This window comes from Mojavia sp. (genome assembly GCF_059505145.1).
The window spans coordinates 261,620-281,221 of record NZ_JCACKA010000135.1 but is presented as its reverse complement, the minus strand read 5'-3'; the positions used below and the strand labels follow the sequence as shown (position 1 = coordinate 281,221).

Annotated in this window: 15 protein-coding genes and 3 pseudogenes; 7 read left to right on the top strand and 11 right to left on the bottom strand. The window is 40.1% G+C overall.

Annotation, left to right across the window (positions count from 1 at the left end):
• Positions 1-163 precede the first annotated feature (163 nt).
• Together AC5JL8_RS36875 and murQ are read left to right on the top strand one after the other, a co-directional pair.
• Positions 164-592, top strand: coding sequence for a DUF3110 domain-containing protein (locus AC5JL8_RS36875; RefSeq protein ID WP_495884667.1), 429 nt, complete (start codon positions 164-166; stop codon positions 590-592).
• 121 nt (positions 593-713) lie between these two features.
• A complete protein-coding gene (gene murQ, locus AC5JL8_RS36870; protein ID WP_495884666.1) occupies positions 714-1,640 on the top strand; it encodes an N-acetylmuramic acid 6-phosphate etherase in 927 nt (308 codons plus the stop codon).
• 357 nt (positions 1,641-1,997) lie between these two features.
• On the opposite strand, the pseudogene AC5JL8_RS36865 reads toward murQ, so the two are convergent.
• A pseudogene (locus tag AC5JL8_RS36865) lies at positions 1,998-2,879 on the bottom strand (IS4 family transposase); the annotation flags it as partial.
• 88 nt (positions 2,880-2,967) lie between these two features.
• Between AC5JL8_RS36865 and AC5JL8_RS36860 the strand changes: the two are divergent.
• Positions 2,968-3,699, top strand: a pseudogene (locus AC5JL8_RS36860) (response regulator); the annotation flags it as partial.
• 173 nt (positions 3,700-3,872) lie between these two features.
• Here AC5JL8_RS36860 and AC5JL8_RS36855 read toward each other — a convergent pair.
• The 3 genes from AC5JL8_RS36855 to AC5JL8_RS36845 all read right to left on the bottom strand — a co-directional run bounded on the left by AC5JL8_RS36855 (position 3,873) and on the right by AC5JL8_RS36845 (position 7,107).
• Positions 3,873-4,736, bottom strand: a complete 864-nt coding sequence (locus AC5JL8_RS36855) for an ABC transporter permease (RefSeq protein WP_495884629.1) — start codon at positions 4,734-4,736, stop codon at positions 3,873-3,875.
• Positions 4,737-4,833: 97 nt separating this feature from the next.
• Positions 4,834-5,919 (bottom strand): ABC transporter substrate-binding protein, encoded by a 1,086-nt coding sequence (locus AC5JL8_RS36850; protein ID WP_495884628.1) that lies wholly within the window; start codon positions 5,917-5,919, stop codon positions 4,834-4,836.
• 60 nt (positions 5,920-5,979) lie between these two features.
• Positions 5,980-7,107, bottom strand: a complete 1,128-nt coding sequence (locus AC5JL8_RS36845; protein ID WP_495884627.1) for an ABC transporter ATP-binding protein — start codon at positions 7,105-7,107, stop codon at positions 5,980-5,982.
• A gap of 417 nt (positions 7,108-7,524) precedes the next feature.
• On the opposite strand from AC5JL8_RS36845, the gene mrdA reads away from it, so the two are divergent.
• Together mrdA and AC5JL8_RS36835 are read left to right on the top strand one after the other, a co-directional pair.
• Complete coding sequence (gene mrdA, locus AC5JL8_RS36840) at positions 7,525-9,351, top strand: penicillin-binding protein 2 (protein ID WP_495884626.1); 1,827 nt, start codon at positions 7,525-7,527, stop codon at positions 9,349-9,351.
• Between the two features lie 361 nt (positions 9,352-9,712).
• Positions 9,713-10,021: pseudogene (locus AC5JL8_RS36835) on the top strand (cation transporter dimerization domain-containing protein); the annotation flags it as partial.
• A gap of 91 nt (positions 10,022-10,112) precedes the next feature.
• On the opposite strand, the gene AC5JL8_RS36830 reads toward AC5JL8_RS36835, so the two are convergent.
• The 6 genes from AC5JL8_RS36830 to AC5JL8_RS36805 form a co-directional block, all read right to left on the bottom strand.
• Positions 10,113-10,685, bottom strand: coding sequence for a GNAT family N-acetyltransferase (locus AC5JL8_RS36830; protein ID WP_495884625.1), 573 nt, complete (start codon positions 10,683-10,685; stop codon positions 10,113-10,115).
• A 92-nt stretch (positions 10,686-10,777) separates the two neighbouring features.
• Complete coding sequence (gene guaA, locus AC5JL8_RS36825; protein WP_495884624.1) at positions 10,778-12,400, bottom strand: glutamine-hydrolyzing GMP synthase; 1,623 nt, start codon at positions 12,398-12,400, stop codon at positions 10,778-10,780.
• 227 nt (positions 12,401-12,627) lie between these two features.
• The gene (gene cbiD / locus AC5JL8_RS36820) at positions 12,628-13,740 is read right to left on the bottom strand and encodes a cobalt-precorrin-5B (C(1))-methyltransferase CbiD (RefSeq protein ID WP_495884665.1); all 1,113 of its coding nucleotides are present in this window, start codon (positions 13,738-13,740) and stop codon (positions 12,628-12,630) included.
• 43 nt (positions 13,741-13,783) lie between these two features.
• Positions 13,784-14,080, bottom strand: coding sequence for a DUF7734 family protein (locus tag AC5JL8_RS36815; RefSeq protein WP_495884664.1), 297 nt, complete (start codon positions 14,078-14,080; stop codon positions 13,784-13,786).
• 94 nt (positions 14,081-14,174) lie between these two features.
• The gene (locus AC5JL8_RS36810; RefSeq protein WP_495884623.1) at positions 14,175-14,771 is read right to left on the bottom strand and encodes a DUF3177 family protein; all 597 of its coding nucleotides are present in this window, start codon (positions 14,769-14,771) and stop codon (positions 14,175-14,177) included.
• A 502-nt stretch (positions 14,772-15,273) separates the two neighbouring features.
• On the bottom strand, positions 15,274-15,495 hold the full coding sequence (locus AC5JL8_RS36805) for a Calvin cycle protein CP12 (protein WP_495884622.1): 222 nt from the start codon (positions 15,493-15,495) through the stop codon (positions 15,274-15,276).
• 384 nt (positions 15,496-15,879) lie between these two features.
• On the opposite strand from AC5JL8_RS36805, the gene AC5JL8_RS36800 reads away from it, so the two are divergent.
• Entirely contained in the window at positions 15,880-17,115 is a 1,236-nt protein-coding gene (locus AC5JL8_RS36800; protein WP_495884621.1) for an FIST signal transduction protein, read from the top strand.
• A 34-nt stretch (positions 17,116-17,149) separates the two neighbouring features.
• On the opposite strand, the gene AC5JL8_RS36795 is transcribed toward AC5JL8_RS36800, so the two are convergent.
• Complete coding sequence (locus tag AC5JL8_RS36795; RefSeq protein WP_495884620.1) at positions 17,150-18,265, bottom strand: metallophosphoesterase family protein; 1,116 nt, start codon at positions 18,263-18,265, stop codon at positions 17,150-17,152.
• Between the two features lie 552 nt (positions 18,266-18,817).
• Between AC5JL8_RS36795 and trmB the strand changes: the two genes are divergently transcribed.
• The gene (gene trmB / locus AC5JL8_RS36790) at positions 18,818-19,453 is read left to right on the top strand and encodes a tRNA (guanosine(46)-N7)-methyltransferase TrmB (protein WP_495884663.1); all 636 of its coding nucleotides are present in this window, start codon (positions 18,818-18,820) and stop codon (positions 19,451-19,453) included.
• The last annotated feature ends 149 nt before the right edge of the window (positions 19,454-19,602 follow it).

Here is a 19,602-nt window from a genome sequence, read left to right as displayed (position 1 = left end):
TTTGGAAATGGCTCTACTAAAATATTTCTATGTTCAATGATATTGGCACGATCAGGAAAATCGGAATAGAGTGAAAACGGATATAGAGCGAAATTATTCCTAATACTTTCCCTGAGGTACTGCCTGGAACTTTAATAGGAATAGACCTCAGAAACCAAGGATGATGATTACACCAATGCGTGTCTTTGTGTTGATTTTTAATGCTCAAACGGAGAATGAAGGAATTCATACAGTACGGGTAGGCGATCGCAATAAAATTCTGATGTTTGAGTCAGAAGACGATGCCCTACGCTTTGCCCTGATGCTAGAAGCTCAAGATTTCCCCACACCGACAGTAGAAGCGATTAATGCTGAAGATATTAAAGAATTTTGCGAAAGTGCTGGTTACGATTGGGAAATAGTTCCAGAAAATGGCGATTTGGTCGTTCCCCCAGAAATTAATGTCGAACAAACAGACTGGCAACTAGATGACCAGGAGCCAGATGATCAAGAGGAGGAGACCTTCCGTCCTAACCAAGCAACCCTAGAAGAACCAGAATTGTCTGATTCGGATCTAGAAAATATTCGTCGCAAACTAGAAGGTTTATTGTAATTAGTCATGAGTTATCGGTCATTAGTCACTAAGTCGCTGGCAACTGATGAATGGCTAATGACATAAGTATGGCGCGGAGGCTGTCCGCAGGCTAGAAAAAATGACACAGGACAAAGAACAAATGACAAATTTACAAGAACGCGGCTATCTTTTGACCGAGCAGGTCAATTCTAATAGTCTTAACTTAGACCAGATTAGTTCCCTAGAATTGGTGGATTTATTTAATAGCGAAGACCAAAAAGCAGTCGCAGCAGTAGCTGCGGCTAAAGCTCAGTTGGCTCAAGCAATTGACTCTACAGCAGAACGTCTGCGTCATGGCGGACGCTTATTTTATATCGGTGCAGGAACGAGTGGTAGATTAGGGGTATTAGATGCTGCTGAGTGTCCGCCTACATTTTGTACGCCCCCAGAATTGGTACAGGGAATCATTGCCGGTGGTGCTGGTGCATTAGTACGTAGTTCTGAAGATTTAGAAGACCGCGCCCAAGATGGCGAAGCAGCGATCGCTCAACGACACATTACACAACTAGATGTTGTGGTTGGTATCACAGCTGGCGGTACTACGCCTTTTGTCCACGGGGCCTTGAACGCCGCCCGTCAGCGAGGAGCTATGACGATTTTTATTGCCTGTGTTCCTGCTGAACAGGTTAGTTTTGAGGCTGATGTTGACATTCGGCTGCTAACCGGGCCAGAGGTAATAGCTGGTTCAACCCGCCTAAAAGCTGGTACAGCCACAAAACTAGCTTTAAATACCCTTTCTACTGGTGTTATGGTCAAACTAGGCAAAGTTTATGGCAATCGCATGGTGGATGTGGCGGTAACAAATCAAAAGTTACGTGATCGCGCTTTACGAATTTTGCAAGATCTCACAGGTGTTAATCGCCAAGCTGCTAGTTCGTTACTAGAACGTAGCGGTAACTGGGTTAAGTTAGCATTATTGATGCACTGGACTGGTTTAGAAAAACAAGAAGGCGATCAACTTTTATCAGAACATCAAGGTAATCTGAGGGCAGCTGTTGCAAACTACAACAACATTAAACAACCTTGAGAATTATTCACTAGGAAGTTTATTAGCCAACCATACATATTGAAACCATTGCAAACATCCTCTAAAATTTCTGTAGCCTAAAATTTGAAAGCTAAGAACAAAGAAAGTAATTAGCCAAGTATGAACTAAATTTTTTGGCAGCTAGATAAATATTATGGCGGGGCGATAACCCCGTCATTCCTATTCTTGCAAATTTATTTTCAATAAAAAGTCTGTTTATAATTATTTTAAGAAATTACTTTGTTTCATCATTTGCAGTCAATCTTTTTCTAATAGCAGCTATTATCTAGAGCCGCAAATGAAAATATATTATTCTTCTTTATCTATATTAATAATTGTAAAACAAAATCAAGCTTATGCAATTAAACTAATGTAAATCTGTATGGTGATACCATTGACGTTCTTGGTAATTAATTTATCAAGTTTTAAGTGCATCTTTAAAAACTTCCACAACAATTCAATTCCCCAACGTAACCGAGAAATATCCCTAATTTCATCATCACTAACTGCTGCATCTCCTGATGCTGGTAAATTAGTCACTAAGCGAAACTCAGTTTTGGTGTCTAAATCACAAAAATTAATGACTCTATACGCTTGAGTATCATCAGATGTCCCAATTTTAATTAATCCAGTTGGCTGAGAAAATTCTAGTTTCCAATTATTTTTTATTCGCAGAACAAAATATTTGTTTTTTTGCACTAATGCCTGAATAAATTTTAAGCCAGCAAATCCCCTGTCCCTTACACCAACAGCATTAGTGGGTTTTAGGACATCATTTTTGAGCCAAAATTATAATCATGGTCATGCCCAAAATTGATCAAATTATCTTCTGGGCTACCTGTAGCCAGATTCAAAGAACTAAAAAGTTTAACTTGATGATGTCCTAAAACCCACAACAATTTACTTGTTAAAGTAATAATTGTTGAATCAATGGGACTGCATATTTATTATGTAATTTTTTCGGAGTTTTATTATGAACTAAGTCATTTAATTTCTGATAAATTTCTTGGAATGGTTTTTGTGAACGGTGAGAGCTTGCCTTAGAAAAAGTAGAAATATTTACTTCAAATCCCTATTATTTAATCTTTTAAATAAATCTCGCATACTTGTCAGACTGTTATCCAGCGCATAGGATAGCCAGCACTCAAAGAACAGACGACTGTTCAATACTGGATAATCGTTTTTTGGCAGGGGTTTCAGAATATCTTTGACAATTTTAGGGAATGAATTTATAATCACAATCAAACTAATATCTTTTAATCCTTCGCCCAAAAATACCATATTTTGGGCTATTTTTATCAGACTTTTCTTAACATTCAACATTTCTGAAGTTGATCAAATAATTGGTGAACAAGAACTAGTAATCAGACCTTTAGGTAATGCGAACGCTCCGCCAAAATATACTTATGGTTGTAGTAGTTTAGCCAATGGTACTCTCATCTTAGTGATTGATCCTACTCTGCTGCTGGAGTCTTATGAGATGCAAGCGACGCTGGAGAGTACGGCGCTACCAACAGCATATGCAGCAAATAAAAAAGCTTTACCCCTATCAGGTTTAACTTTCAACTCTACACCCCTACTAACTCCTTCTACTGACACAAATACCACACAAACCCAGCAAAGTCATTCTGTTGTACCAAATAACAAATCTCCAAAAGTAGTTGTGGTAGTAGATGATGCAATTAGTCTGCGCTAAACTCTCTCTATGGCTCTGCAAAAATATGGCTATCAAGTATTACAAGCACAAAACGGCATAGAAGCTCTAAAACAATTACAAATGCATCCCGAAATTCAGATTGTAATTTCCGATTTAGAAATGCCACGTATGAATGGTTCTGAGCTTTTATCTAGTGTTCGCCACAATCAGAATTTAGCAACAATACCTGTAGTAGTTCTGACTTCTCGCAGTGCAGAAAAACATCGTCAGCTAGCCCAAGCATTGGGTGCAACAGCTTATTTAACTAAGCCTTATTTAGAGGAGCAGTTAATTTCTATTGTTGAGGGTTTAATTAATAATGATGTGAATGATATAGCTCAGTTAGCGATAAGTCATGGATAGTAGTTTATCATTTCATGAAGTTGTAAATCCTAACAAGCACGTCTTTGGCGAGCTTTAATTGAGAGAATGGATATTAAGTCTGCCTAGTATTTCATCACACAATACTAGGTATATTTTATTTATATAGTAGTGATGCAGCCAGAGGGAAAACAGGAGATTTCCAAAATCACAGTTTATCGCTTAGGTGTAGCTTCACCGAATTTAATCAAAAGAGCGATCGCAATACTAACAACCAAAATTAATGTCATACTCAAAGCTGAACCAAATCCCCAATTTTGGGTAGCTCCGAGAAATTGGTTGTAAACTAACCGTGCCGCAGTCATACTAGAGGCACCGCCTAGTAGTTCTGGGTTGATAAAATCTCCTAATCCTGTAATAAATACCAGCATTGAACCAGCAGTGATTCCAGGCAGAATTTGCGGTACTGTCACTTTCCAAAAAGCTTGTATAGGAGTTGCTCCCAAATCAGCCGCTGCTTCTAGCAAACGTGTATCTAACTTTTCGAGAGAGGCATATAAAATTAAAACCATGTAAGGTAATAAGCTATAACTCATCCCAATTAATACAGATGGAGTTTGGTTAAGTAATTCTAAAGTAGGTAAGTGTAAATTTTTTAATAAAATATTTAATACCCCAGTAGGGCGAAGAATCGTAATCCAAGCATAAGAACGGAGTAAAGAAGAAGTCCACAAAGGTAAAATAAAGCTTAGTAATAATAAATTTCGCCAGCGCTTTGGTGCTATTTGAGCAATCCAATAAGCAACAGGAAAGCTCAAAAATAAACAAATAATTGTAGTTTTAATTGCTAAATCGAGTGAGCGCAAGATTACTTGAATATAAAGCGGATCAAGTATGCGAATATAGTTTTGGATTCCACTAGGATTGACTACATCCCCCGGACGAATATTTGGTACTAAACTCAACTCAAAAATGATCAATGTTGGCAAGACTAACAACAAGATTAACCAAATTGCAGAGGGTGCCAACAATACCAGAGGTTGGAGCCTGGGAAAATTTGAAGGATGCAATTTTTGCATTTTATCAATCCGGGGTATTTATTTCATGATGAGATAGTTGGTGAAACACAAATTTTAGAGATAAATCTAAAGTTTAAATTTAGTAAATTCTAACTTATTAATCGCTGGTTAACTCTGTCCAGTAGCGTTCGTAGATCTCTTCAATTTTTCCTAAAGGAGTAATACGTTCACATTTTTCTAGAATTGACTCTGAAGGAAATAAATCGGCATTGCTCTGTATATCTATTGGCAGTTGTTCAAACGCATAACGGTTGGGAGTAGCAATATTAAGGCGTTGGCTAATTTGTGCTGATATTTCTGGTTGTAAAATAAAGTTAATCCAGGCATAAGCTCCATCCAAATTTGGGCAAGTTTTAGGAATTACGATAGTGTCTGTCCATAATGAAGAGCCACTGCGAGGTATTACATACTTTAACTTAGGATTTTCTTTACTAACTCGGATAGCGTCTGCTGAGTAACACATTGCTAATACTAAATCTCCTGCCAGCATTTGATTTGGCCAAGTTTCTGTGTCAAAATCAGTGATCAAAGGTTTAAGTGCTTTCAACTTTTCATAGGCTTGTTTAATTTGATTTTCGTCTTGTGAATTGTACGAGTAACCTAGCATCCGTAATACTGCGCCTATCACTTCTCGCACATCATTGAGCAAAGTCATTCGGTTTTTAAGTTGCTGCTGATTTTGCCAAAGGTAATCCCAATCTTCCGGTGCATCTTTAAGGATTTCAGAATTATAAACTAAACCAGTTGTTCCCCAATTGAAGGGTACACTGTAGCGGTTGTTGAGGTCATAAGTAGGATTTTGAAACCGTGGCAATAAATTATCTAAACCAATTAAACGCTCATGATCTATTTCTATTAATAAAGCCTTATCTACCATCTTCTGTACCATATAATCAGATGGGTAGATAATGCTGTAAGCACCGCCACCTCCAGCTTGTAATCTAGCTAGCATGACATCGTTGGAATCATACACATCTGCAAGCGCTTTCATCCCAGTTTGGGTGCTAAAAGTTTGCAGTAATTGTTTATCGGTATATTGTGTCCAAGTATAGATATATAGTTGGTCTCGTGGAACAGAAGTTTGAGCATTCGCTCGCACCTCAGCAAGCCTCCAACCGCACCCAGCTAAAGATAAGCTAGGAAGTGCTGCTACTGTTTGTAAAAATTTTCGTCTGTTAGTCATTAATCATTGATATGTGGAAAGTTACTGATTTAAGGTACGTGTTTAATCATCGACTAATGATTATTGACGAATAGCTAAACAGTCGCTTTCTGCCCACCAAGCGTAAATAGGTGTATCACGATCTGGGAAGCCACCAAAGGTATTAGGCTGCAAAACGTTAATACTGATGCCGTTTGTCAATTCCACAACATAATTAACATGAGTCCCCAAATACATGACGTTGACAAGCCGTCCTTCAAAGCAGTTTGTCAGTAAATTGGGGGGATAAAGGGAGAGCTGAATTTTTTCAGGGCGGACGCTCACTACCACTGTTTGCGATAATTCAGTGGGTGTATCCTCAGCACGGGTAACGATAATTGTAAATCCTGTTTTCGTCTCGATTTGGATGTTAGTGGAGTTCACAGCCGCGATTTCACCGCTAAATAAATTAGTATCACCTATAAAATCAGCGACAAAGGATGTACGAGGAAATTCGTAAATTTGGCTAGGAGTACCAATTTGCTCAATTTTGCCTTGATTGATTACAGCAATGCGATCAGATAAGGATAGGGCCTCCTCCTGGTCGTGGGTCACCATAATAAAAGTTAATCCTAAATTTTTGTGTAAATTTAATAGCTCGACTTGCATTTCCTTACGCAGCTTTAAATCTAATGCTCCCAAGGGTTCATCTAACAACACAACAGATGGACGGTTGACTAAAGCCCTAGCTAATGCGACCCTTTGCTGTTGACCACCAGAGAGCTGATTAGGAAAGCGCGATCGCAAACTTTCCATTTTGACTAGCTTTAAAGCTTCTTTGACTCTATTATCGATTTCTGATTTGCGGAATCTTTTGAGCCGCAATCCAAAGGCAATGTTATCCCATACATTCAAGTGGTTAAACAATGCATAGCTTTGAAATACTGTATTGACAGGTCGGCGGTAAGGGGGGACATTAGCCATGGATTGACCTTGAATCAATACCTTGCCAGCATCAGCTTTTTCAAAACCAGCGATTAAGCGTAGTATAGTTGTCTTGCCACAACCAGAAGGGCCCAGGATACTAAAGAATTCCCCTTGTCTAACATCCAAATCTACTCCATTGACTGCTGGTTCCTGGTTAAAAAACTTGAACACGTTACGTAGCTCAACATCAAGCGGCTGCAAAGCCATTATCTCCCTCTGATTCTGCCTCACAGTTTGAGCCATAATTTTCAGTAAAATACCGTAATTTTACGTAATTGTGCCAATTCATATAGTCTATTAAACAAACTAAAATAGCACTTTGGTTTATTGTATCCGTCAAAAACAATTGATCAGGAATATACCTCTCAATTTTTTGCTACTCAAACTGAAGAGTCAGAAGGCAAGCCTCAGAATGCAGCATCCAGTACTCATAACTCAGGAAATAGAACTAGAGACTAAAGGTTTAAGGTTTATATTTAATGATTTATCCTTTATACTTTTCTCGATTGCTGCCACAGCTAGAAACTATTCACCTCTGCTTTGCTGCTTGCTAGCCAGTTATAGAAAAAACTGTTGTGAAATAGTAATAATTTCTGGGTAAGGCTTTAGCATCATCGTATACATATAATACTAATTTCTAAATTTTCATTAATTTACCTTATGTCCTTATTGCACCCAATTCCACTTGGTGGACAAAATAATAAACGTACAGTTGGACGGAGTTTACAACCAATATTTGTAATTATATTTACATTATCGGCTATAAGCGGCATAAGTATACGTTTGGCATACTTACAAATTGTTGAAGGCGCAAGTCACCGGAAGCGAGCCGAGTCCAACCGAGTAAGAATGATTCCTAAACAGCCAGAAAGGGGTAACATTTTTGACCGCAATGGCAAACTATTAGCTAGCACTCGCTATCCTCGTTCTGTGTATTTATGGCCAATGGCTCATACCAAGCCTTCGTGGTCGGTTGTGGGCCCGCGTCTATCTCAAATTCTGGAAATTCCCCAAGCAGAAATAGAAAAAAAATTAGACGAGGCAGGTGCTAACTCTTCTTCTCTTATCCGGGTTGCTCGTGACCTTAACGAAGCAGATATCACTGCATTGAAGGAGTATGAGAACGAACTTAAAGATGTAGAAATACATACGGAAGCGGTGCGATATTATCCGCATGGCAATAAATTAGCCCACGTGTTAGGTTATACCCGTGAATTGACTGCTGAACAGTTAAAACAAAAGAAGCAGGAAGGCTATCGATTGGGTGATGTGATCGGTCAAATGGGGATCGAAAAGGCTTATGAACAAACACTGCGGGGTGAGTGGGGTGGTCAACAAGTAGAGGTGGATGGTGCTGGTAGACCACTTCGTGTGTTAGGAGAAAAACAAGCAAAGGCTGGTAATGATTTACACTTGACTTTAGATTTAGAGATGCAAAAGACAGCAGAAAAAGCTTTGGGCGATCGCAATGGTGCGATCGTGGCAATTGATCCAAAGGATGGTGCAGTTTTAGCAATGGTATCTCACCCTACTTTTGACCCCAATATTTTCTCTAAGCAGAAACTTAGCAAAAAAGATTGGGACACAGTACAAGGTGTAGAGCATCCATTGGTCAACCGTGCCCTCAGCGCCTTTCCTCCTGCTAGTACTTTCAAAATTGTTACCACCACAGCAGGGTTAGAATCGGGTAAATTTTCTCCTAAGACGGTACTTCAAACCTACGGTTCTTTAACTATTGGCGGCACTCGTTTTGGGGAGTGGAACCATAAAGGATTTGGGCCTTTGGGTTTTGCAGGCGCATTACAGTGGAGTAGCGATACTTTCTTTTATCAAATTGGAAGGGCAGTTGGGGGCCCAACTTTGATTGAGTGGACTCGTAAGTACGGATTTGGTGAAAAAACCGGTTTTGAGTTCGCCTCAGAAGAAACAAAAGGTTTAGTTCCAGATGAGACATGGAAGCAGAAGGTGTGGAAAATGCCTTGGACTGTAGGCGACAGTATCAATATGTCGATTGGTCAAGGTGCTTTACAAACCACACCTTTGCAAGTTGCTATCATGTTTGCCGTACCTGCTAATGGTGGCTACCGAGTTCAGCCACATTTGCTCAAAGACAATGCAGAAGCAAAAAATTGGCGATCGCCGTTAAATATGAAGCCGCAAACTATCAAAGTTCTTCAGGAAGGACTACGAAAGGTGGTGGCTGAAGGTACAGGTAAAGCTTTAAATCAACCAACAGTTCCCTCGGTAGCTGGTAAGAGTGGCACAGCCGAAGCATGGAAGCGTGGTGTGAAACAAAATCACGCTTGGTTTGGTGCTTATGCCCCAGTTAATAAACCAGAAGTAGTGATTGTAGCATTTGCTGAACATTCTGGTGGCGGTGGCGGTAGTATTGCTGCCCCAATGATTTTGGAAATTATGGAGGAATATTTTCAACGAAAGTATCCAGGCAAATATCAAAAACCAGAGCCTAAGGTATCAAAACCATAGGACTATATTTTATTTTTGAAATATACGTGGGGAAACCAGTGCGTTGGTCAGGCAGTCCGGTCTTGGGGGTTTCCCTCAGAAGGAACTGCCGAAAGGTTCCCCCCGTTGTAGCGACTGCTGTTGCAAAAGACACAAAAATACAAAACTGTTTAGAGTTTTTGCGTAAGTCCTATTATAAGAATCTCACTGCTATTAATAAAGGAAAAGCGAAATATATCAAGCTTTTAGCAACTGTAAGTTATAAATTACTCCGGTAAATTTGCAGTAAAATTTGAGACTATAGAGAGATGTAATTCTTACAATGTAGGAGTTTGATACGTATTATCTGGATTTTGAGCTTTAACTATAAGTTATATAACTTTCAGTTTTAAAAGAAAATTTACCTTCGCTTGTGGATGCAATGGCGATCGCACCAGAAGCAATTCATGCGATCGCTATTTCTGTCTCTGGTGTAGTTAATTGCCATGACATTGCTTCTCGTGGTGTTCTTGGCCGTCAAGTCTTCATTGAAATGCATTTAATAGTAAATGCACCAGATGTAGAGACTGCACACGGCATTACTGAAGAAGTAGAACGTCGATTAGAAGAACGTTTTCAGCCTGTAAGGATTCTCATTCATGTAGAACCACCAGCATACAAGTCTGAAAAAATTAGCTTTGAGTCTCGATAGAATTCTCGTAAGAAGTAGTGTCTGTGGCCTACGTTTTTGAACGCTATCATCAGCTTAAGGGAACTCTAAGTGCAGAAATAGCAACATATTTTCATAACTTATTTAGGATTGCTATATAATCCTTTCTTAATAGAGAAAATATCTTCAAATCATGGAATTGCCCTTTCCAAAATCCATATTCTCTCAAAAGTCCTTCCTCTACAAATTTCAAATTTGCTAACAATTTTATAGAGGCATTATTTTCTACCATTACCAATGCTTCAATTCGATTTAAATCCAATTGAGAAAAACCCCACTGGATGATAGCTTTTAAGGCTTCCGTCATCAAGCCCTTTCTCCAATGCTCTCTGGCAAGTTCATATCCAATTTCTGCCTGAAAGCAGTTTCTAATGCTATAGCCACAGGAACCAATAATTAGATTATCCTCTTTCCTCGCTATTCCCCAACGAATACCCTGTTGGTTCTGAAAGCGCTCCGCACGACGCTTGATGAGAAACTGAGCTTGCTCTAAACTTGTGAGAGTTTCTATGTCATGATACTTAGTTACTTCATCATTTGCAAAAACCTGAAAAACTGCTGGCGTGTCAGCTAGTGTTGTTTCTCTCAAAATTAAATTCTCAGTTACCAGTTGCGGAAAATTATTGAAAGCAGCACTTATAGCCATCACCATACAAGATAGAGTGCAAACTCCTGATAAAAAAGAGTTATGAGTTTTATAATTAATTCAAAACTCATAACTCATCACTCAAAAATTAATTACTCCCACTCGATGGTTCCAGGTGGCTTCGAGGTGATATCATAAACCACTCGATTTACACCTTTCACTTCATTCACAATCCGAGTGGAAATTACTTCTAGGACATCGTAAGGTAGACGCGCCCAATCAGCAGTCATACCATCCTCGCTAGTGACAATCCGCAAAACAATAGGATAAGCGTAGGTACGTTGATCGCCCATAACACCGACACTGCGAATTGGCAGTAATACAGCAAATGCTTGCCAAACTTCGTGGTACAAGCCGCGTTGGTTAATTTCTTGCCGTACAATCAAATCAGCATCGCGTAAGATGTTCAACCGTTCAGCGGTGACTTCACCTAAGATGCGAATTGCTAAACCAGGGCCTGGAAAAGGCTGGCGTTGCACGATTTCTTCTGGTAATCCAATGGAACGCCCAACTTTGCGGACTTCATCCTTAAACAGTTTCCGCAATGGTTCCACTAATTTAAATCGTAGGTCTTTGGGCAATCCGCCAACATTGTGATGGCTTTTGATTTTTACCGCTACCCGTTCACCAGTTTGGGGATCAACGTTGGTATCAGCGGATTCGATCACATCTGGATAGAGAGTACCTTGAGCGAGATAATCAAAGTGACCAAGGCGTTTGGATGTTTCTTCAAAAACGCTGATGAATTCGTGTCCGATGCGGCGGCGTTTTTCTTCGGGATCGGTAACACCAGCAATCTTAGCTAAGAAGCGATCGCGGGCATTCACATACTCTACAGGAATGTGGAACTGCTCTTGAAATAGTTTCACCAACCGTTCTGGCTCATACTTTCGCATAAAGCCTTGATCGATAAACACACAAGTGAGTTGATCGCCGATCGCTTTATACAGTAAAAAGGCCAGAGTTGAAGAATCAACACCTCCCGAAAGTGCTAACAGCACCCGCTTATCACCGACCCTGGCGCGAATTTCCCGAATTGCTTCCTCAACAAAAGCCGCTGTTGTCCAGGTGGGTTGGCACTCGCAGATATGGTAGACAAAGTTACGGATTAATGCCAATCCGCCAACAGAATGAACTACTTCTGGGTGAAACTGTACACCATAAAGTTTTCTCTCGTGGTCAGCAATGGCAGCGCAGGGGGTATTTTCTGTATGTGCCAATAATTCAAACCCCGACGGCATTTGAGTTACTGAGTCTCCATGACTCATCCACATTGTAGTACCGTCTTCGACGTTAGTTAGCAAGTCTGTCGGGTCATCAATATATAGTGATGCTTTTCCATATTCACCGCGATCAGCTTTTGCTACTTCCCCACCGAGTTGGTTTACCATCAACTGCATACCGTAGCAAACACCCAGAATAGGAACTCCTAAATTCCAAAGTTCTGGGTCACAACGGGGAGCGGTCTCCCCATAAACTGAACTTGGGCCACCAGAGAGAATAATTCCTTGAGGATTTAGTTGTCGTAACTGTTCAGCTGTCGTGCGATATGACAAGACTTCCGAGTATACTTGAGTCTCGCGGATGCGACGGGCAATCAGTTCTGAATACTGAGAACCGAAGTCCAGAATCACAATTATTTGGCGATTAAGCTGACCCCAATTTTCACGTGTTTGAGGCGCTTGTTCTGTTGGTAGAGTCACCGCTGTATTCATGATGGCAAGAGAGTGTCAGTAAGGATAAGTCGTCGCTCAGTGGTCTAGGTGTTACCATTACCTCTACCTGTTCAGGTTCGTAATGGTAAATAAATGCTATACAAACGCTGCGGTTAAGCGCGTCTGTTGAGTCAATGATCTAGCTTGGTATTAAAACGAGGATATTACCCTAGCGTTGCTACTGAAAAAGTTATTTATTTGGATTATTTATGATTATTCATATTAAGTTAACATAATTTTTCAAACAACATACAAGCAGTTTTGCTCTTCATAATAATTTTGCGATCGCGGTCAAAGAGAATTGAGCCACAGATTGTAGCGGATGTGCCTCTGTCGCTATGACTGCGAATGTATTCTTGGGAACGGGAATCAATAGCTTCTGCGATCGCACTATAAACTTGATTTACCCAATCACTACCAGTAGAAGCATCTAGCGATCGCAGGTATATTAGTGCTGCTTCAGCGGTGGAGCTATTAAAGACTGTTTGTATATCAGGTGACTTTAAACCCGCTAATGTACAGTAAGTAGTTAAAATTTCTCTACGTCCATCAGCAAGATGGTGATGGGTATGAAAAATCCCCCCCGCTAACTTCATGAGTTTGCCATGATACCCAAACAATAAGATTTCTTTAACACTTAGAACATCAGCTTCGACTAACATTGGCCCAAGCCAGTTAGCAGTTTTTACTAATTGTTCAGGGTTAATACCGATTTTTCGCGCTAAATCTAAGCCATTCTCGCCGATACAAAATACCAAACTCTCAAAACGATTGGCTTTCTCTTGCAATTCGGCGCGAAAAGCTGTTAGCTGATCGGGTGAGCTTAAGGGTTGAGAAATACCCGTTGTTCCTAGAAGAGAGAGTCCTTCAACAACACCAAAAGCAGCATTAGAAGTACGAACAGCAAGCGATCGCCCAGAGGGTAAGATAATCGTTACAGTGATTTTTTCTCCAGGTGCTAGCATCCGGTGCAAGTTCTCTTGTAATAGTCTTTGAGCATAAGCATAAATAGCCGCTTTGCCCTCACTATTAAGCTGCTTGCCAATCCCTTCTCCCCCTCTAATAATAACCGCTTCCTCTTCTCTCTCTCGCCATTCCACCAATGCCCAAATCGGTGTATCTTTAGTCAAGTCAAGATTATCGCCCGGATCACTGCGGGTAATAGCCAAAGCCATATTCTCAGATAATCCTGCTACCTGTTCAATTGGTATTTCGGCTATTTGATTCGGTTCAATTAAATCTACCGACACTGCTGCTAGAGGTTGACGATGTCGTAACCAATGTAAAGCAGCAACAGCAGAAGCACAGGCAAAAACGGGGAGGGTATATCCAGAACGGATCATTCTCTAAGTTATAAATTTTGAATTTTGAATTTTGAATTGATTAGACTCCTACTTCTGATAATAGAGCTTGCATATCTTGCCACGAAAGACCTTGTTGAATATAACGAGGTGCTTCAGGATTGTAAGGAGTAGCTACTCGATCAATGCTAAGAATGTTAGCTCCATCTGGCAGAACTGGTACATCGGGATCAAATGCAGTTGGGCGCATTAACGAACTAGAAAAGCCTTTAAATATAGCAATATTGTCTTGTTCGTTGGCAATTTCCACGGTTACAAGTAATATTTCTTGAGGACGTTTGGCAGTGTATTGTTCTAGTCGTTTGCCAATGGAATTCATTTGTTGAACTTGAAATTTTGTAGACATTTACCCTCCGGGAAGCCTTATAATAGCGACTTCTTGAAGGGTATTTTAAATTTGAGTGAAGTGAGGATTAATGTTGTGTAGCTGAACGTCCCTGCTTACCCAACTTGATCAAGACAAAATAACTTAAGTAAAGCACGTAAATTATTAAACATACGATGCCAAGAAAGCCCAGAAAACCAGGTTTGCTATTGGCGTGAAAATATTCTTTAAAAAGTAGTGGGGCTTCTAACCAGACACGGCAATAGGAAGTTTTAAACGCCGTTCCGGAAAAAGCACAACCCACAAAAGGTATAAAGGCTATAGTTCCTAAAATATAATAAACAGTCATAGCCCAGCGCCAAGAAGTGAAAATTAATTTTAAGGGGCTACTAGCTTGGTACTCAATTTCATCATTAAGATCCACCCAAAACCACAAAGAAATAGGAATCAGAATCCGCGCCATCAAGCCAGAAATAAAACTTACCCCGAACCCACCGATCATCAAGTAAACCGTGATTGCCAACAAACTGGATACTCGCCAGTAAATCATTAATAGGCGTTGTATGCCTTCTGCTTTTTGCACAAACGCCCAAACCAATAGAAGCAAAGGAATAATAAGGCTAAATAATAGGGCTAATCGGTAGTCAATCCAAACAAACGGGCGAAACCAAACATCATTTTCCATAGTTTTTACCAGACTATAAAATTAAGCACCTATGACCAAAAACAAGCATCCAAATTCGGAATGCCTTATGTATTAGCTAGCTAATAACTGTACTTGATACCAAACAGTTTAATCAAAATAAAAATTTAGGAACTAGCCTAAGTGATATATATTTCAGATATCTATTTGGCAAAAAAACAAGCAACTCGAAGAGCCTAAACTTATATCTTGCGCCAATTAACAGTAGACTCAGGAAGAGTTTTGAAACTGCTTGGTACACCCTCACCCATCCCCAATTTTATAGGTGCTAGAGATTTATTCTTAGGAGAATAAAACCTCAAAGGTATCCTCCTCAAAGTTTTCAGCCATCAAGTCATTACTTAACACCCTCAATGAAGAGGAAGATAAGCAAACAGGGCTGAAGTAAGATTGGAGGTAAGGGTTGCTTGAAGGTACAAGATATCAGTTAATAGGTTCTGGTTGCTTGCGCGTAAGACGAAAAGAAAATTTTTTAATTTAATTTCTAGTCGTCATAAACCCGACACTCAGCAGCATCTGGGTTATCATCACAGTATTGTTCTAAGGAGTTTTTTGGTTTGTTTTGGCGCTGGTGGGAGGCTTCAGCTTGCAATTCTTCAACTGCATCCCAAGCCGCTGCACACTCAGCAGAGCTACTACCTGTACTGTCACAGACAGTACGAGCTTGTTCAACTTCTTCTTGGATTTTTTCTTGGATGTCGCTCATAACTTAGTCTCGTTGTGTGGTGTTAATACCAGTATAGAAAAAAGTCAAAAATGGCTATTTTTTCTTCTATCGTTCACCATTCTACCCACTTAGCTGTTAAGTTTAGTGTTTTAGTATGGTGATCCATAATTAATACAATAATGGGTGGCATATATACTATATCTATATTTATCTTTTAAGATTTTGTAGAGTCAGTACTACAAAAGTATAATCATACAATATATTTAATGCATCTAATAGGGTATGACAACCCTTGCTTCCTGGGATGAACAGGGCACTGAGAGGAGATAAATTTAGCTGGTGTCAACTCTTGTCAGATGCATTTCTTCCTCAGATTAAAAATCAAAAACTACTAGCCTAATAAGAGAAAGAAGCCTAAAACTCATGGCAGACCAAATGCAGTGGGCAAATGCCCTGTCAACCCGTCCTTCTTTGGAAGCAGCTGTTACAGATGTGGTAGAAAGGGCTGTCTCTTCATTAACCGCACCTGCTGATCTAGGGCTGGTATTTATATCTTCGGCTTTTGGGAGCGAGTATTCCCGCCTCTTACCTTTATTAGCTGAGAAACTTTCAGTTCCTGTACTCATTGGCTGTAGTGGTGGTGGTGTGATTGGCACAACAGCTAAGGGGCAAACCCAAGAACTGGAAGCAGAAGCATCACTCAGCCTGACTTTGGCTCACCTACCAGGGGTTGATCTGCAAGTCTTTCATATTATTGGTGAAGAATTGCCTGACTTGGATAGTTCACCCGATGCTTGGATAGATTTGATCGGTGTACCACGATCGCCAACGCCTCAGTTCATCTTGCTATGTGGTTCTTTCTCCTCTGGAATTAACGATTTATTGCAGGGGCTAGATTTTGCCTATCCTGGTTCTGTGACAGTGGGAGGACAGGCTAGCGCTGGGGGTATGAATGGTCGCATGGCCTTATTTTGTAACGATCGCCTGTATCGAGAAGGAACAGTGGGGCTGGCGTTGAGTGGTAATATTGCCTTAGACACAATTGTCGCCCAAGGATGCCGACCGATTGGTCAGCCATTGCAAGTTACGAAAGCCGAGCGCAATATTATCTTGGAACTAGATGAGCAAGTGCCGTTAGTAGTACTGCGAGAAGTGATTGCCAATCTCAGCGAGAAAGAACGGATGCTGGCACAACACTCTCTGTTTATCGGTTTAGCAATGGATGTATTTAAACCTTCTTTACATCAGGGAGACTTTTTAATTCGCGGCATACTAGGGGTAGACCCATCAGCAGGGGCGATCGCAATTGGCGATCGCGTTCGTCCTGGTCAACGGTTACAATTCCACCTGCGTGATGCCGAAGCTTCTGCTGAAGATTTAGAATTCCTCCTACAGCAGTATCAAAACCAACGAACTCCAGAAGCATCTGCTGTTGCTGCTTTAATGTTTTCCTGTGTAGGTCGTGGCGAAGGACTCTACGGTAAACCTAATTTTGATTCTGAGCTATTTGGGCGCTACCTCAAAGATATCCCTGTAGGTGGTTTTTTCTGTGGTGGTGAAATTGGCCCTGTCGGTGGTAGCACTTTCTTACACGGTTACACCTCAGTATTTGGGATTTGCCGCGCTTTAAGCAATAAGGAGAATGAGGTGGAATCATAAATTGTTCGCTTACTCCCTCATATCTCCAACTTGCTTATGCCTCAATCTTCTCCAGTAAAATTGTACTATTATTGTCAATTAGAGTGGGAGTGCCACCGGTCGCGATCGCACCATATTTTTGAATGTAGCGACGAACTTTGTGTGGAAACTGGGGGTAGTCTAACAAAGCATCCCCATCGGCAATAGTTGCCCAAAAGTCACGCAAACTTGGAGCTAGTTCTTCTGCTTGGGCTTTTGGTAAGTTTAAGGGAGGTAGAGTTAGCAGCTTCATCAAGAAAGGAAAAGAGCGATCGTTCATCCACTGCCGTGATGACTGTTGCAAGTTAGGAAAATTAGGCACTGATTCCACACGATGGGATAAAATTTGCAACCATTGCCTACCATAATGATCGCTGTGATACTCTAACACTCGATAAGGATGAGGATAGCTGACTAACGAACCAGTAGTGATATCGTATATCCCTTGCGAGCAGGCGACATCTTGAACATGTAAATGCCCTGTAAACACTAGACTGACTCCGTAGCGCCTTAGCAACTGCAATAGTTCCCGTGCATTCTCCAACATATAACGATTTGCCATTGGATGGCATGATTGATTGGGTAAATGCTCAACAACATTGTGATGCACCATTACTAGCACCAATTCATCATTGGCCGCCGCCAACACTTCTTCTAACCACCTTAGCTGTTTACTATCTAAACGCCCTATCTGCTGACCTTGGTCATTAAAAGAGTTAGAATTTAAACCAATTAGTCGAACTCCAGGCATTAATTGAGTAGTGTAGTAAAGTTGTTCAGGGTTGTTATAACCAAACTTGCGATAATAGTGAGGAAAATCAGCAAAAGCAATTGATTGTTCGTTTGCCATTAGCACGGGAACATCATGATTACCAGGAACAACATACACGGGAAAAGGTAGTTGAGCTAAACGTTTTTGTAACCAAGTGTGGTTAGCTGGTTCACCATGCTGGGTTAAGTCTCCTGGAAGTAAGAGGAAATCTAAATCGAGTTGTGTTAAATGTTCTAATGCACTTTCAAAAGCCGGAATACTGACTTCCACTAAATGAAATCGGCTGGGATGATCCCAGATTGTATGAGGAAGTGCGATATGTAAATCGCTAACTATGGCAAAACGAAAATTTAGAGTCATTGATTTCAGGATACTTTTAAAAGCAGAGTTAAAACAAGCCTTTTTCAAAGAGTATAACTTTTGCTTTGTCACCCTGTGTAGCAGCCCTTATACTTAACATTTATATACATTTATACTGGATGAAAAAATATCAAATTGTAGTTAATTCCATGAACGTAAAACTATAGATATAGATATTTACTAACTTAAGGCAGAAGACACAAATAATTAAGTTAAACTATTGATTATTGCTTATGATTCTATAATGCTGGTATCAAAAAAATAGTAGCTATAAAACAAAATCCTTTAATTTCACATTTAACTATAACTATTAATTTATAAATAGTGAAATTCAGTTATATCTTCTAGTTTAAGATGGAATTTGTGAGTAAATATCATTAAAAACTGGGCAGTCTTAATTTATATAAATGTAATAACCAGCTAGCAAGTTATCCACAAGTTTGATATTGTTATTTGCCTGATTATTTGAGATAACATATTGATTACCCCCAAAGCTATACATGGCGATACCCACCTCGCCATTTGATATTGTCACGCAAAGGAGAATCTATTTTGGCAGCTGTGCGAGTACGTCAACATGTTAATCCGCTTGCCCAAAAGTATCAAACGCCAGTGAGTTCCCTCGACTGGGAAGAAGTGTATGTGCAACCAAATCAACCGTTACATCTGGATATTGGTTGTGCAAGGGGACGATTTTTGTTGAATATGGCCAAGTTAGAACCGAACTGGAATTTTCTCGGTTTGGAAATTCGAGAACCACTGGTGGTGGAGGCCAATCAGGTGCGTTCTGATTTGGGTTTAACTAATCTCCATTACTTATTTTGTAATGTGAATCGCTCATTGCGATCGCTGTTATCTTCTCTTCCTATAGGAACTTTACAGCGCGTTACAATTCAATTTCCCGATCCTTGGTTTAAAACTCGCCATGCTAAACGACGAATAGTACAACCAGAATTAGTCGCAGATTTAGCACACTATCTGGCGCGGGGTGGAATTGTGTTTTTGCAATCCGACATAGAATTTGTGGCAATGGAAATGCGCGATCGCTTTGCCGAAAACCCCGCTTTTCAGAAAGTTGGTACAGAAGAATGGCTAAAAGAAAACCCGCTACCTGTCTCTACAGAACGGGAAATAGGTACTCAAAATAAGGGTGAAGCAGTTTATCGGGTTTTATTTATTAAAGGATAAGCTATAAAAGGAAACTCGTAATTGAACTAACTACTGTTTCTGAAAAAATTATGTTTCCTATTTTTTGCACCGATTAATTATTGGTTTGTACTAACTTTTTTAGAAATTCAAATAATTCGATAATTAGATTATCACATTCTGATACTTGT